Source organism: Saccharopolyspora dendranthemae (genome assembly GCF_007829955.1).
GTDB lineage: Bacteria > Actinomycetota > Actinomycetes > Mycobacteriales > Pseudonocardiaceae > Saccharopolyspora > Saccharopolyspora dendranthemae.
Genome location: NZ_VIWX01000001.1, coordinates 1,913,187 through 1,928,102, shown reverse-complemented (window position 1 = coordinate 1,928,102; position 14,916 = coordinate 1,913,187). Strand labels below are relative to the sequence as shown.

The window sequence follows — 14,916 nt, the reverse complement described above, 5'->3', positions numbered from 1 at the left end:
CTTCGCCTATCGCCTTCGGCGGAACGCGATGAAGGGGATCAAGCTGGGGTCGGCGCGCTTCGTTCAGGAGCGCTGCGCAACTCGTGTGGTGGACGCGTTCACGTCGTTCGCCCGGCCTGACCTCGTGGGGGAGGAAACATGTTCACCGGACTCAGCGCTTTCCCGCTGACGCCCGTCACCGGCCGCGGTATCGATGAGAAGGCCTTCACCGGCCTGGTCGAGCGTCTCGCGGCCGCGCAGGTCGACTCGATCACCGTGCTGGGCTCGACCGGCTCGTACGCGTACCTCGACCGTGCCGAGCGCGCCCGGACCGCGCGGCTGGCCGTCGAGCATGCCGGCGGTACCCCGGTGATCGTGGGCATCGGTGCGCTGCGCACCCGCGACGTACTCGAACTCGCCGAAGACGCGCAGGACGCGGGCGCTTCGGGAGTGCTCTTGGCGCCGATGACCTACCAGCAGCTGACGTCCGACGAGGTGTTCGGTCTCTACGCCGACGTCACCGCGGAGCTCTCGGTTCCGCTGGTGGTGTACGACAACCCCGGCACCACGCACTTCACCTTCACCGACGACCTCTACGCCCGCATCGCCGAACTCCCGAACGTCGCCTCGGTCAAGATTCCCGGGGTTCCGCGTGCCACCAGCGAGGCCGAAGGTCGGCTAGCTCGTCTTCGGTCCTTGCTGCCCGCCACGATGACCATCGGGGTCAGTGGCGATCCGCTGGCTGCCACGGGACTCAACGCCGGGTGCGACGCCTGGTACTCGGTCGTGGGCGGGACCCTGCCCGGACCGGCTCTGACGATCACGCGCGCAGCGCTGGCAGGGGAATCGGCGTCTGCGGTCGCGGAATCAGAGCGGTTGCAGCCCTTGTGGGAACTGTTCACCCGTCACGGGAGCCTCCGCGTGGTTTCCGCGATCGCCGAACTGCTCGACTTGGTCGGTCATCCCAACTTGCCGCGACCTCTCAACGGCTTGGCGGACGAAGACAGGGCTGCGGTCGCTGAAACCATCGAGCGGCTCGGTCTGCGCTGATGGCTGGCGGGAGGCCGGGAGGCAAGGTCGTTCTGGTCGCGTCGGCCTCTGCGACCGTGGGGAACGGCACCATCGTCGGTGCCAGCCGATGCCCGACATGGGGCCAAGGGCGTCCGGGTCCCTCAAAACCGCAAGCGATATCAAGGGTTTGTCGTCCCGGGGTGTAGTCCGCAACTGCGCAGCGATGTCTGCTGCGAATGCACGCGCGTTGCCTACAACCATCAGCTGAAAAACCCGGCGCGCAATACCGTCCCTGGCCTGCTGGCCAGGGACGCATTTGCGGTGCCCTCGGCAGTTTTCGGCCGGCGACACCTGCCCCCCGGAAGCAGTGCTCTCTCCACCGAGCTACGAGGACTCGTCGCGCGGAGCGGACAACCTCCGGCCAGCCGGGGCGTCTTCATTGATATGAACGCCAATAGGATCCGGCGCGACTGGAATGCGCAGCCGCACCCGGTGAGAGGTGGGGTGGGGCGGGCGCCGAGGCGGGGCTGGAAGGGTCGGGGGGTTCTGCTGCTGGTGGCCGTGGTGGTGTTGCCGGTGGTGTTCGCCGGCTGGCTCTGGTTCCACGTCGACTCCTCGGTCCACCGGATCGATGCCTTCCCCGACTACCCGGGCCGACCGGAGGCCGCAGCGGGCACGAACTGGCTGGTAGTGGGCTCGGACAGTCGGGATGGGTTAGATCCGGAGACGGCGACCGGCCTGCACGTGGGAGATGCGTCTGGTCAGCGCACGGACACGATCATGGTTGCGCACCTGCCGGACAACTCCACGGTTCCCACGCTGATCAGCATTCCGCGCGACTCGCGAGTGCCGGTCCCGGGGCAGGGCCGGGTGAAGATCAACGAGGCTTTCGCCGTGGGCGGCCCCCGCCTGCTGGCGCAGACGGTGGAGCAGGCGACCGGGCTGCGCGTCGATCACTACGCGGAAGTCGGGTTCGGCGGCTTCACGGGCCTCGTCGAAGCGGTCGGCGGCGTCGAGATGTGCCTGGACGGGGAGATGCACGACACCAAGACGGGCCAAACCCTCCAAGCCGGCTGCCAGACATTGAACGGCCCGGACGCCCTGACGTTCGTGCGAATGCGCTACAGCGACGCGACTCCGCGATCAGACCTGGACCGGGTCGCCAACCAGCGCGAGTTCATCGGTGCCCTGGTCTCCGAGGCGTCGAGCATCACCACCCTGATCAACCCCTTCCGGGCGTACGCGCTGGCGGACGAGGGTGCGGATGCGTTGACGATGCTCGACTCGGACGGTCCCGGCGACCTGCTGTCGCTGGGTTGGGCAATGCGCGGCATATCCTCGGGTGGCGTGGTGACGACGACGGTTCCGGTCACCGATGCCACGGCCAGCCGGTGGGACAAGCAGAAGGCGCTGCGGCTCTTCGCGGCGATGGAAGCCGACGATCCGGTCCCGGAAGATCTGATCGTGAACTGACAACCCAAGGCCATCCTCGGAAAGTCATGCGCGGGAGCAGCTTCCGGCCTTCCTGCTGCCTTCCAACCATCGGCGGACAGTGGCTCACGCACAAAACCGCCCCTGGCCAGTTTCTTGCTGGCCAGGGGCGGTTTTGGATGTCCATCTGCTGTGCCCTCGGCAGGATTCGAACCTGCGACACCTGCCTCCGGAGGGCAGTGCTCTATCCACTGAGCTACGAGGGCTCGTCGCTGCGGACGATCGATAGCTTAACGCACGCTCGGCGTGGGTTCGGGGCGGGGTCGGCTTGCGCGTCGGTGGTGTTCATCGTGGCGTCGTCGTCCGGTGAGCGCACGGGAACCTTTCTGTCACCGCTGCGGGAGCGGGCGCGAGAGTGGCGGTGATCTACGTTTCAGGCCACTTTCGCCCCGTCTCCGAAATCATGCATACTTTGCTATGTATCCGCTGTGGATGTGAGGAGGCGAAAGAGATGGGGCACGGCCACGGGCATGGATCCGCTGCTGACGCGACCCACGCGTCCGGTCGCTACCTGACCAGGCTTTCCATCGCGTTCGGCGTGCTGCTCGCCTTCTTCGTGCTCGAAGCGGTCGTCGGATGGATGACGTCATCGCTGGCCCTGCTTTCCGACGCGGGCCACATGCTCACCGACGTGCTCGGTGTCGGTATGGCGCTGGCCGCGATCACGGCAGCCAAGCGCCCCGCAGGCAACAAGCGCACCTTCGGCCTCTACCGCGTCGAAGTTCTCGCCGCGCTGGCCAACGCCCTGCTGCTCTTCGGCGTCGCCGGCTACATCCTGTTCGAGTCGGTGGAGCGCTTCCGGCAGCCCCTTGAGGTCGCGGGTCTGCCGATGATGGTCACCGCCGCAGCCGGTCTGGTGGCCAACCTCGTCGTGTTCGGGCTGCTGCGCAAGGGGGCCGATGAAAGCCTCAACGTGCGCGGCGCCTACCTGGAAGTCCTCGCCGACACCATCGGCTCGGCCGGTGTGCTGGTGGGCGGCTTCGTGACCTGGGCCTTCGGTTGGTACTTGGCTGACCCGATCATCGCCGTCTGCGTCGGGTTGTTCGTCCTGCCCCGCACGTTCAAGCTCGCCCGTCAGGCGCTGCGGATCCTGGTGCAGCAGGCGCCGGAGGGGCTCGACGTGCGGGAGATGCGCAGCGACTTGGCTGCTCTGCCCTCGGTCACCGAGGTCCACGACCTCCACGTGTGGACGCTGACCTCAGGCATGGAAGTCGCCTCCGCCCACCTGACGACAGGACCGGACGTCGATCATGGGGGCGTCCTCACCGCAGCGCAGCGCCTGCTGTCCGAGCGCTACCGGATCGAGCACGCGACCCTTCAGGTCGAGCCGGCGGACTGCGCCGCACGCTGCCGCGAACTGACCTGGTGAGCGGGGTGGCTCCCCGCTCGGAGTGAGCGGAAGGTTCCCATGCTCAGCTCAGCGGCTGAGCACCGCGCCGGGTGAGCATGGTCTTCATCAGTTCCATCTCGCTGCCCTGGGAACCGAGCATGTTCTTGGCCAGGGCGCGGACCGCGGGCACGGAGGCGTGCACCGCGCCGTACTCGGCCATCGGCGCTCCGCCCTGGTGGTGGCGCAGCATCAGCTGGAGGAAGTAGACGTCGAACTCGGGTCCGCGCAGCGAACTGAGTCGGGAGAGTTCCTCGCTGTTGGCCATGCCGGGCATCAGCGCGCCACCGGACATCGGCATCGGAGCGGCGCCGTGCTGGTGGCCCCCGGTTTCGGTCATCCACTGCATGACCGGACCGGTTGTCTGCGCCGGCTGGTTCCAGATCCCCAGCCAGCCCTGCATGCGGCCGATCTGGTCGCGCTGGTTGGTCTCGATGTCGAAGGCGAGTTGCCGGACGGCGACGTCATCGGCGCGTTCCCGCGCCAGCGTCGCCATGGTCACCGCCTGTTGGTGGTGAACGCTCATGTCCTGCGAGAACCCGATGTCGACAGGCGTGACCTCGGGTTCTGAGCTGTCGAAGGACGGCACCCGGACCAGCAGTCCGAGCGCCGCCCCCAACAGGAGCAGGGAGATCGCCGCGACGACGGCGACGATGGCCTGTGTGATGCGTCGTGCCTGGGGCAACGGGCTCACTGCCCCATTTGGCCTGCGGTCGTGTTCGAGCCCTTGCCGTCCATGGTGACCGCGTCGGGCCCGGGCGGACTCGCGTCGAACTTCGGCGGGTTGTTGGTGTCGAACGCGCCCGGGTAGGCCTGGCAGGAACCGCCGATCTCGGGGTACACGCCGTTGTTGTTCAGCCGCAGCGCGGTGATGAACTGGTCGATCCGCGGATCGTCGGCGTTGTCGACCTTGAGCTGGTGGCCCCAGGACTGCAGGGAGACCGCCTTGTCCAGGCCCGGGTACGGCGACAGCATCGTGTACGGCTTGCCCTGCGCGCGGACCTTGAGGCGGTCGAGGGAGGCCTCGTCGACCTTGTCCGGGTTGTAGGCGATCCAGACCGCGCCGTGCTCCAGCGAGTGGACCATGTTCTCGGTGCGCACCGGCTGCGGGTAGACCACGCCGGTGCAGTCGGCCCAGACGCCGTCGTGCGGGCCGCCGAAGGGCGGGTTCTTGTCGTAGGCGACGCGCTGGGTGGGCGTGACGTGCTGCTGCGCCTTGTAGTCAGCGGTGACGACGCCCTGGATCCCCTTCGACGGGTCCGGGTTCTGCGGCGAGGGCTTGAACGCCTCGGTGGCCTTCTCCGCTGCGGCCTGCGCGTCACGTGTCGCTGCCTGATCCGACCACCGGCTGTAGGCGTAGCCGAAGATGACCGACGCGAACACCGCGACCACCGTCACCCCGGCGACCAGCACCCACGGGATCGACCGTTGGTTCACCACCGCGGCGCCGCGCACCGCCTTGTTCTTAGCCATGCTGCTCGCAAACCTCGTCTCGCCAGAACCTGGGGACAGCGCCCGCCAGTGTAGAGATTGCCCGTATGGCGGTGTGCCGGTAGGCAAATGCTCGCCACCACACGTTCTCACACACAGACAACGGCCCGATCACGCCCTGTGGTCGTCTCGGTCGTGCGCAGGCACCGGTCTGGGCCGAATGGCCTGACCGAGTCCACGGAGTGGGCGGCTACCCGGCGTCTGAACTGGGTCGAAGGATCCCTAGACTTCACAGGGTGACTCCTGCCGCGCTCGCTGAACTGGTCCGCAACACCGCCGTCGACGTGCTCTCCGCCCGTGGGCTGGACACGTCGGTGCTGCCTGAGACGGTCACGGTCGAGCGCCCGCGAAACCCGGAGCACGGTGATTACGCGACCAACCTCGCGATGCAGGTCGCCAAGAAGGCGGGAGTCGCCCCGCGCGATCTCGCTACCTGGCTCGCTGAGGCGCTGACCAGCCAGGACGCCATCGACGTCGTCGATGTCGCCGGTCCTGGTTTCCTGAACCTACGGCTCGCCGCCGACGCCCAGGGCCAGATCGTGCGCGAGGCGCTGAGCAGCGGTGCCGCTTACGGCGCCGGCGACCTCTACACCGGTCTGAAGGTCAACCTCGAGTTCGTCTCGGCCAACCCGACCGGCCCCATCCACCTCGGCGGCACCCGCTGGGCTGCCGCGGGCGATGCGCTGGGACGGGTACTTTCCGCTCAGGGCGCCGAGGTGACCCGCGAGTACTACTTCAACGACGCGGGCGCGCAGATCGATCGGTTCGTCCGCTCCCTGATCGCCGGGGCCACCGGTGAGCCCGCTCCCGAGGACGGTTACGGCGGCGACTACATCGCCGAGATCGCCCAGCAGGTGCTCGCGGCGGAGCCGGGAGTGCTCGAGCTGCCCGAGGACGAGCGGCACGAGGTCTTCCGCCGCGTCGGTGTCGGGACGATGTTCGAGGAGATCAAGCAGAGCCTGAACGACTTCGGCACGGTCTTCGACGTCTACTTCCACGAGGACTCGCTGCACAGCTCCGGCCAGGTCGAGTCCTGCGTCGAGCAGCTCAAGGCCTCCGACCACCTCTACGCCGCGGACGGCGCCTGGTGGCTGCGCTCCACCGAGTACGGCGACGACAAGGACCGGGTGGTCATCAAGAGCGACGGGGATCCGGCCTACATCGCCGGTGACATCGCCTACCTGCGGGACAAGCGCTCCCGCGGGTTCGACCTGTGCCTCTACATGCTCGGCGCCGACCACCACGGCTACATCGCCCGGCTCAAGGCCGCCGCGGCGGCGCTCGGTGACGACCCGGCCGTGGTCGAGGTCCTCATCGGGCAGATGGTGAACCTGGTGCGCGAGGGCAAACCGGTCCGGATGAGCAAGCGCGCAGGCACCGTGGTCACCCTCGAGGATCTGGTCGAGGCCGTCGGTGTCGACGCCGCGCGCTACTCGTTGATCCGTTCGTCGGTCGATTCCGCCGTGGACATCGACCTGGACCTGATCAGCAAGCGCACCAACGAGAACCCCGTCTTCTACGTGCAGTACGCGCACGCCCGGCTCTCGTCGTTGCAGCGCAACGCCACATCCCTGGGCATCGAGCGGGGAGCCGTGGAGAATGCCGATCTGTCGCTGCTCACCCACGAACGTGAGGGCGACCTGATCCGCACCCTGGGCGAGTTCCCGCGAGTGGTGAGCTCGGCCGCCCAACTGCGCGAACCGCACCGGGTGGCTCGTTACCTGGAGGACGTGGCCAGCGCGTACCACAAGTTCTACGACGCGTGCCGCGTTCTGCAGCCCGGTGACGACCAGTCCAATCCGCTGACCATCGCGCGGCTTCAGCTGTGCGAGGCCGCCCGCCAGGTCCTGGCCAACGGTCTGGGTCTGCTCGGCGTGAGCGCGCCGGAACAGATGTAATCGCAGGCAGGCGGGTTCCCCTCAACGACGAGGGACCGTGCTGCCCATCTCACCGCCTGTCCAGCGGCAGGCTGCGCGAAGGAGCTTTGTCAACATGCGCGCCCATCCCGCCGGGCCGCGGCACGCCGACGTCGTGCCGCCCGGCAACACCGCAGGACCGTCCCCGGCGACGACCGGGGAGATCGATCTGCTGCACCCGCACGTGTGGCCGCGCAACAGCGAGCGCGGTCCCGACGGCGTCGTCCGCGTCGCGGGCTTGGACGTCCGCGAGCTCGCCGAGCAGTACGGCACACCGCTGTTCGTGCTCGACGAGGACGACTTCCGGTCCCGCTGCCGCGACTACGCCGAGGCTTTCGGCGACCCGTCCGCGGTGCACTACGCCTCCAAGGCGTTCCTCTGCACCGAGGTGGCCCGCTGGGTCGCCGAGGAGGGGCTGAGCCTCGACGTGTGCAGCGGCGGCGAGCTGGCCGTCGCGCTGCGCGCGGGGTTCCCGGCAGAGCGCATCACGTTCCACGGCAACAACAAGTCCGTCGCGGAGCTGACCGCTGCCGTGGAAGCCGGCGTCGGTTCCGTCGTGCTCGACTCGTTCCACGAGATCGCCCGGCTCGACCACATCGCCGCCCAGCGCGGCACCACGCAGCGGGTGCTGGTGCGGGTCACCGTCGGCGTCGAGGCGCACACCCACGAGTTCATCGCCACCGCGCACGAGGACCAGAAGTTCGGGTTCTCGCTGGCCGCGGGGCAGGCCGCCGAGGCGGTGCGTCGGGTGTTCAAGGCCGATGCGCTGAAGCTGGCCGGCCTGCACAGCCACATCGGTTCGCAGATCTTCGAGGTGGACGGATTCGAACTGGCCGCGCACCGCGTGGTCCGGCTGCTGGCCGAGCTGCGCGAGGAGCACGGTGAGGAGGCGCTGGCCGCTGCCGACACCGTGGACCTCGGTGGTGGGCTGGGCATCGCCTACACCTCCGAGGACGACCCGATGCCTCCCTCGCAGCTGGCGACTCGGCTGTTCGAGATCGTCGGCAAGGAAGCCGACAACGCCGGTCTGCCGACGCCCAAGATCGCCGTGGAGCCGGGCCGCGCCATCGTCGGCCCGAGCATGATGACGGTCTACGAGGTGGGCACGATCAAGGACGTCGCGATCGGGGCTGACGTCGATCGTCGTTACGTCAGCGTTGACGGCGGCATGAGCGACAACATCCGCACCTCCCTCTACGACGCGGTCTACGACAGCCGATTGGTGTCGCGCTCGGCCGAGGCGGAGCCGGTTCTGTCCCGCATCGTGGGCAAGCACTGTGAGTCCGGTGACGTAGTGGTGCGCGATTGCTGGCTTCCAGAGGACATTGCTCCGGGAGACCTGCTCGCGGTGGCCGCCACCGGGGCGTACTGCTACGTGATGGCCAGCAACTACAACCGCCTGCCCAAGCCGCCGGTCGTTGCGGTGAGCGCTGGTCAGGCGCGATTGTTGCTGCGCAGGGAGACCGAGGACGACCTGCTCCGGCTGGAGGTGTGAGTGATCCGGGACCGTGAACCGATCAGGGTCGCGCTGTTGGGGTGCGGCACCGTGGGCACAGAGGTGCTGCGGCTGCTGCAGGACCAACCGGAGGAATTCGCGGCGCGCACCGGTGCCCCGATGCTGGTCACCGGCGTCGCCGTGCGGCGCCCGCACAAGCATCCCGAGGTGCCCGAGAACCTGTTGACCACCGACGCTCAGGCGTTGGTGGAGGGTGATGTGGATGTCGTCGTCGAGCTCATCGGCGGCATCGAACCTGCCCGGTCGCTGTTGCTGACGGCGTTGCGCTCGGGCAAGTCGGTGGTGACGGCGAACAAGGCGCTGCTGGCCGAGCACGGGTCGGAGCTCTACGCGGCCGCGGACGAGGCGGGCACCGACATCTACTTCGAGGCTTCCGTGGCAGGCGCGATTCCGCTGTTGCGGCCGCTGCGCGAGTCGTTGGCCGGGGACCGGATCAACCGGGTCATGGGCATCGTCAACGGCACGACCAACTACATCCTGTCGGCGATGGACTCCACCGGAGCCGGCTATTCGGAGACCCTCGACGAGGCCGGGCGACTGGGCTACGCGGAGGCGGACCCGACGGCGGACGTGGACGGGTTCGACGCCGCGGCGAAGGCCGCCATTCTCGCGTCGCTGGCGTTCCACACCCGGGTCACGGCCAGCGAGGTGCACCGCGAGGGGATCTCGGCTGTCACGCCGGGCGACATCGCGGCTGCGGTCACCCTCGACCGCACGGTGAAGTTGCTGGCGATCTGCGAGCGCGTGGTGGACGACAACGGCGTGGAGTCCGTCTCGGCGCGCGTGCATCCGGCGATGATTCCCCGCAGCCACCCGCTGGCCGGCGTGGGCGGGGCGTTCAACGCGGTGTTCGTGGAGGCGGAAGCCGCCGGTCAGCTCATGTTCTACGGGCAGGGTGCCGGGGGTGCGCCGACTGCGAGCGCGGTGCTGGGAGACCTCGTCGCGGTCGCCCGGAACCTGGTCGTGAAGGGCAAGGGACCGCGCGAATCCGCGCACGCCGAATTGCCGGTGCAGCCCATGGGCAAAACCCCCACCCGCTACCACATCAGTCTCGACGTGGCGGACAAGCCGGGCGTGCTCTCGCAGGTCGCGGCGACGTTCAACGAGCACGATGTGAGCATTTCGGTGGTGCGTCAGCAGGGCAGGGGTGCGGAGGCCAGTCTCGTGGTGGTCACGCACACGGCCGACGACGCAGCACTGTCGTCCACAGTGGACAAGATTGCGCAGCTCCCGATTGTGCGCGAAGTGGTCAGCGTGATGCGCGTGGAAGGTGAACCGACGTGACGAACATCCAGAGTGCTCCGACGCGGTCCGGAGCAGGATGGCCGGGCCTGATCGAGGCCTACCGCGACCGGGTGGAGGTTCCGGACGGGGCGCGCATCGTGACCCTGCAGGAGGGCAACACCCCGCTGGTGCCCGCGCCGTACCTGTCCGAGCAGACCGGGTGCACCGTCTACTTGAAGGTGGAGGGCGCCAACCCGACCGGTTCGTTCAAGGACCGCGGCATGACGGTGGCCATGACGCACGCGCTCGCCGAGGGGAGCAAGGCCGTCATCTGCGCCTCGACCGGCAACACCTCGGCATCGGCCGCCGCCTACGCGGCTCGCGCAGGGCTGACCTCCGCGGTTCTGGTGCCCAGGGGCAAGATCGCGCTCGGCAAGCTCGCGCAGGCCGTGGTGCACGGAGCGAAGATCCTGCAGGTGCAGGGCAACTTCGACGACTGCCTGGAGCTGGCTCGCAAGACTTCCGCGGAGCACCCGGTCACGCTGGTCAACTCGGTCAACCCGGTCCGCCTGGAAGGCCAGAAGACCGCGGCGTTCGAGATCTGCGACGTCCTGGACCGCGCTCCCGACATCCACTGCCTGCCGGTCGGCAACGCCGGCAACATCACGGCCTACTGGAAGGGCTACGCCGAGTACCACCGCGACGGCCTCATCGACTCGCTGCCGCGGATGTTCGGCTTCCAGGCCGCCGGTGCGGCTCCGCTGGTGCACGGCCAGCCGGTGTCCGAACCCGAGACCATCGCGACCGCGATCCGGGTCGGTAGCCCGGCTTCCTGGGAGGGCGCGGTCAAGGCCAAGGAGGCCTCCGAGGGCTTGTTCTCCGCGGTGACCGACGAGGAGATCCTCAACGCCTACCGGGTGCTGGCCGCGCGGGAAGGCGTGTTCGTCGAGCCCGCCTCCGCTTCCAGCGTCGCCGGTCTGCTGGCCAGCTCCGCCGACGGGCGCCTGCCGAAGGACTCCGTCGTGGTGTGCACGGTCACTGGGCACGGGTTGAAGGACCCCGACACCGCGCTCGCGGGCATGGTGGAGGTCGAGCCGCTGCCGGTCGACCCGAGCGCCGTCGCCGACGCGCTGGAGCTGCGTTGAGTTCGTTCCCGGTGCGCGAGGTCGGGGTCGAGGTTCCCGCATCGACGGCGAACCTCGGCTCCGGTTTCGACGCGCTGGGCATGGCCTTGTCCTTGCACGACAAGGTGCACGCGCGCGTGACCGACGGCCCGGTCGGATCGGCGACCGTGTCGGTCACCGGGCAGGGCGCGGGTTCGCTCCCGGCGGATGAGCGGCACCTCGTTGTCCGCGTCGTGCACGACACCTTGTCGGAGCTCGGTTTTCCGGAACCGCCTGCGCTGGACCTGCGCTGCGAGAACAACATTCCGCATTCACGCGGGCTCGGGTCTTCGGCCGCGGCGATCGTCGCCGGGGTCGCGCTCGCCCACGGCCTGGCGGGAATCGACCTGCGCGCAACGGAGAACGCCGAGCGGGCGCTGCACCTGGCTGCGGTTCGCGAAGGCCACGCGGACAACGTGGCGGCGAGCTTGCTCGGTGATTTCGTCCTCGCCTGGCGGGAGTCCGGCCGCTTCCGCGCGGTCAGCGTTCCCGTGCACCCGGACGTCGCGCCGGTCGCCTTTGTGCCACAAGCGGAATCGGCGACGCACCTGACGCGCGGGTTGTTGCCGGAACAGGTTCCGCACGCCGATGCCGCGTTCGCCGCAGGCCGTTCAGCACTGGCCGTGCACGCGCTCACCAGGGACCCGTCGCTGCTGCTGGCCGCCACCGACGACCGGCTGCACCAGGACTACCGGGAACCGGCTTGGCCGGAGACCGTCGCGCTGGTCCGCGGACTTCGCTCCGAGGGGATCGCTGCCGCGGTGTCGGGAGCGGGGCCGACCGTGCTGGCTCTGCCGGTCAAGAACGTGGACGTTCGCGATCTCGTTCCGAGCGGGTTCGCCGTCCTGGATCTCCCGGTCGACCGCGAAGGGGTTCGGACGCGAGTCGAGGCTTGATCCTCGCCCCGGGCGCCGGCTCGCGTTCGGCCCGCTTCCCGGAACGCGGGGTGCGGAGAAAGCGCTGTTCACCGGCCCCGAGCGCGGCGGACCGGCGTGGAGTGGTAGAAAGGAAGTGTCGCCGACGGTCCGGCAGTGCGAGTCGCTGGTGGAAGTGTGGTGGACCCGATCTCCGGACGAGGAGATCGCGACCGCTTTCCGGAGTTCTCGTTTCGCGGAAAGTCGACGGCACGATCTGCAGGGCGCCACACGCCCAGGGGGTTGTTGCACCCGAACTACTGGGCGTCTACCCTCAAGGTCAATCAGTCACCGCGCCTAGGGCCGGTGCCGTGTCCGGAACATCGTTTTCCGGGGCGCATCTCCCGCTGTGAATTGGCTCCGCCCGACACGGGCGAAGATCAACTTAGGTGGGTCTGGCGAATGCGGTGACCGAGGCAGGAGTTGTCAACTCAAAGTGAGTTCGCTTCGGGATCATCGACGCCAATCCGTTGCCGATGTCGGGTCGGGGGCCTTAAGTTCCACGGTGTGGCCTCCCAAGGTGACCATGACGCCGACCCGGATCCTGAAGTTTCCCGGTTCACCATCGGGGCAATCCGAGAGTCGGGGATTCCTGGAATGAGGCGGCAGGACGTGCATCGGCACGTGTGGATCGGAGTGGATGCGTCGCACATGGACCACGCGAGCCGGGTGCCTCCCACTGCCCGGTGCTGCTGGTTCCCCGAGCCAACGTCGAAGTCGGTAATGCTGCGTCCAAGGGGCGAATCCGACCGGCGAAAGGGCTGGTAGCACATACCGGCCGTCCGCACTCAAACGAGCGGGCGGGCAATCCGCTGGGTCGCGTAGGAGGCGCGGTCCGGTCAGGAAGGACATTCGTGAGCAACACCGAACTGTTGAGCAGCGAGGCCGCCGAAGGCACCTCATCTGCTGGCCAGCAGGACGCCGACGCCAACGGCGCGCCGCGGCGACGCGGCGGACTTTCCGGCATGGTTCTTGCCGAACTGCGCCAACTCGCGGGGGAGCTGGGGATCGAGACCGGGGGCCTCCGCAAGGGCGACCTGATCGCCGCGATCAAGGAGAAGCAGGGAGGCGGCACCACGGCGCCGCGCACCCGCTCGACCGCGAAGAAGGCGCAGGTGCGCAGCGAAGAATCCCCCGCCAAGGCCAAGCAGCCGACTCTCGAGGGCACCAGCAACGAGGGCGACAACGCCTCGCGCGACAACGCGGCCGAGTCGAACAACAACGGCTCCGCCCCCACGCGTACCCGCACTCGGCGGCAGTCCGGCGAGAGCGGCGGCGACGATGACAACCGCCGCGGCGGCAACAACAACCGCCGGCGCCGTTCCAACGGGCGCAACAACGCGGGAACCGAGTCGGGCGGTTCTGATGACCAGCGCGGTGGCGGCAACGCCGAGCGCAAGTCCGACAACAACCGTCAGGACCGGGACAACCGGCAGGACCGGGACAACAACCGGCAGGACCGGCAGGACCGGGACAACCGCCAGGACGATGACGACGAGGGCGGTCGCCGGGGTCGGGGACGTCGCTTCCGCGACCGTCGCCGCAACCGCGGTCGTGGTGAAGGCGGCGAGCCGGAGGTCCGCGAGGACGACGTGCTGCTGCCCGTCGCCGGCATCCTGGACGTGCTGGAGAACTACGCCTTCGTGCGCACCTCCGGTTACCTGGCCGGACCGAACGACGTCTACGTCTCGCTGTCCCTGGTGCGCAAGTACGGGCTGCGCCGGGGCGACGCGATCAAGGGCGTCATCAAGCAGCCTCGTGAGGGCGATCAGCAGCGGCAGAAGTTCAACCCGATGGTGCGGGTGGACTCCATCAACGGCCTGGAGCCGGATGATTCCAAGAACCGCTCGGAGTTCCACAAGCTGACGCCGCTGTACCCGAACGAGCGCCTGCGCCTGGAGACCGAGCCGCAGAACCTGACCGGCCGGATCATCGACCTGGTGATGCCCGTCGGCAAGGGGCAGCGCGCGCTGATCGTTTCGCCGCCCAAGGCCGGTAAGACGATGGTGCTGCAGGCGATCGCCAACGCGATCACCACGAACAACCCCGAGTGCCACCTGATGGTCGTCCTAGCGGACGAGCGTCCGGAAGAGGTCACCGACATGCAGCGCTCGGTCAAGGGTGAGGTCATCGCCTCCACCTTCGACCGCCCGCCGTCGGACCACACCACGGTCGCCGAGCTGTCCATCGAGCGTGCCAAGCGCCTGGTGGAGATGGGCCACGACGTCGTCGTGCTGCTGGACTCGATCACGCGCCTGGGCCGCGCCTACAACCTGGCGGCCCCGGCATCCGGGCGAATCCTGTCCGGTGGTGTCGACTCCACGGCCCTGTACCCGCCGAAGCGGTTCCTGGGCGCGGCGCGGAACATCGAGAACGGCGGCTCGCTGACCATCTTCGCCACGGCGTTGGTGGAGACCGGTTCGACCATGGACACGGTCATCTTCGAGGAGTTCAAGGGCACCGGTAACGCGGAGCTCAAGCTGGATCGCAAGCTCGCCGACAAGCGGCTGTTCCCCGCGGTCGACGTGGACTCCTCCAGCACCCGCAAGGACGAGATCCTGCTCTCGCCCGACGAGCTGGCCGTGACCCACAAGCTCCGCCGGGTGCTCGCCGCACTCGACGCGCAGCAGGCGCTGGAACTCCTGCAGGACCGGCTGCGCAAGTCGCGCACCAACATCGAGTTCCTGATGCAGGTCGCCAAGAACACCCCGGGCAAGGACGACGACTGATCGTTGTTCCCGGCGAAGCAGGGCCCGCACCCGAGGGGTGCGGGCCCTGCTTTTTCGGTGCGGGTGACAGGAAGGTTCCCTTGCGCCGCTCAGCC

11 protein-coding genes and 1 tRNA gene are annotated in these 14,916 nt (G+C 68.5%); 9 read left to right on the top strand and 3 right to left on the bottom strand.

All coding sequences use genetic code 11. The features are described from left to right. The first annotated feature begins 138 nt into the window (after nt 1-138). Nucleotides 139-1,029: a dihydrodipicolinate synthase family protein gene (locus FHU35_RS08750; protein WP_145737812.1), complete on the top strand. Its 891-nt coding sequence runs from the start codon at nt 139-141 to the stop codon at nt 1,027-1,029. A 78-nt stretch (nt 1,030-1,107) separates the two neighbouring features. After that, nucleotides 1,108-2,463, top strand: a complete 1,356-nt coding sequence (locus FHU35_RS08745; protein ID WP_342788497.1) for an LCP family protein — start codon at nt 1,108-1,110, stop codon at nt 2,461-2,463. A 151-nt stretch (nt 2,464-2,614) separates the two neighbouring features. Here the strand turns inward: FHU35_RS08745 and FHU35_RS08740 are convergent. Beyond that, nucleotides 2,615-2,687, bottom strand: a tRNA-Arg gene (locus tag FHU35_RS08740). Between the two features lie 245 nt (nt 2,688-2,932). Between FHU35_RS08740 and FHU35_RS08735 the strand changes: the two genes are divergently transcribed. Further along, on the top strand, nt 2,933-3,850 hold the full coding sequence (locus FHU35_RS08735) for a cation diffusion facilitator family transporter (RefSeq protein WP_145737811.1): 918 nt from the start codon (nt 2,933-2,935) through the stop codon (nt 3,848-3,850). Between the two features lie 43 nt (nt 3,851-3,893). Here the strand turns inward: FHU35_RS08735 and FHU35_RS08730 are convergent, their stop codons facing one another. Together FHU35_RS08730 and FHU35_RS08725 are read right to left on the bottom strand one after the other, a co-directional pair. Continuing rightward, a complete protein-coding gene (locus FHU35_RS08730) occupies nt 3,894-4,562 on the bottom strand; it encodes a DUF305 domain-containing protein (RefSeq protein ID WP_145737810.1) in 669 nt (222 codons plus the stop codon). After that, nucleotides 4,559-5,341 carry a thioredoxin-like domain-containing protein gene (locus FHU35_RS08725; protein ID WP_145737809.1) on the bottom strand — a complete coding sequence of 261 codons (783 nt, stop codon included), beginning with the start codon at nt 5,339-5,341 and terminating at the stop codon, nt 4,559-4,561. Before FHU35_RS08725 ends, FHU35_RS08730 begins: the two co-directional genes overlap by 4 nt. A 254-nt stretch (nt 5,342-5,595) precedes the next feature. Here FHU35_RS08725 and argS point away from each other — a divergent pair, with 254 nt between their 5' ends. The 6 genes from argS to rho all read left to right on the top strand — a co-directional run bounded on the left by argS (nt 5,596) and on the right by rho (nt 14,821). Next, nucleotides 5,596-7,257 carry an arginine--tRNA ligase gene (gene argS / locus FHU35_RS08720; protein ID WP_145737808.1) on the top strand — a complete coding sequence of 554 codons (1,662 nt, stop codon included), beginning with the start codon at nt 5,596-5,598 and terminating at the stop codon, nt 7,255-7,257. Between the two features lie 94 nt (nt 7,258-7,351). Beyond that, complete coding sequence (gene lysA, locus FHU35_RS08715; protein WP_145737807.1) at nt 7,352-8,770, top strand: diaminopimelate decarboxylase; 1,419 nt, start codon at nt 7,352-7,354, stop codon at nt 8,768-8,770. Continuing rightward, nucleotides 8,771-10,075: a homoserine dehydrogenase gene (locus FHU35_RS08710; RefSeq protein WP_145737806.1), complete on the top strand. Its 1,305-nt coding sequence runs from the start codon at nt 8,771-8,773 to the stop codon at nt 10,073-10,075. Beyond that, the gene (gene thrC / locus FHU35_RS08705) at nt 10,072-11,160 is read left to right on the top strand and encodes a threonine synthase (protein ID WP_186459309.1); all 1,089 of its coding nucleotides are present in this window, start codon (nt 10,072-10,074) and stop codon (nt 11,158-11,160) included. Before FHU35_RS08710 ends, thrC begins: the two co-directional genes overlap by 4 nt. After that, nucleotides 11,157-12,074 carry a homoserine kinase gene (thrB, locus tag FHU35_RS08700; protein WP_145737805.1) on the top strand — a complete coding sequence of 306 codons (918 nt, stop codon included), beginning with the start codon at nt 11,157-11,159 and terminating at the stop codon, nt 12,072-12,074. The genes thrC and thrB overlap by 4 nt, the downstream gene beginning before the upstream one ends. 872 nt (nt 12,075-12,946) lie before the next feature. Further along, the gene (gene rho / locus FHU35_RS08695) at nt 12,947-14,821 is read left to right on the top strand and encodes a transcription termination factor Rho (RefSeq protein ID WP_145737804.1); all 1,875 of its coding nucleotides are present in this window, start codon (nt 12,947-12,949) and stop codon (nt 14,819-14,821) included. Nucleotides 14,822-14,916: the final 95 nt, after the last annotated feature.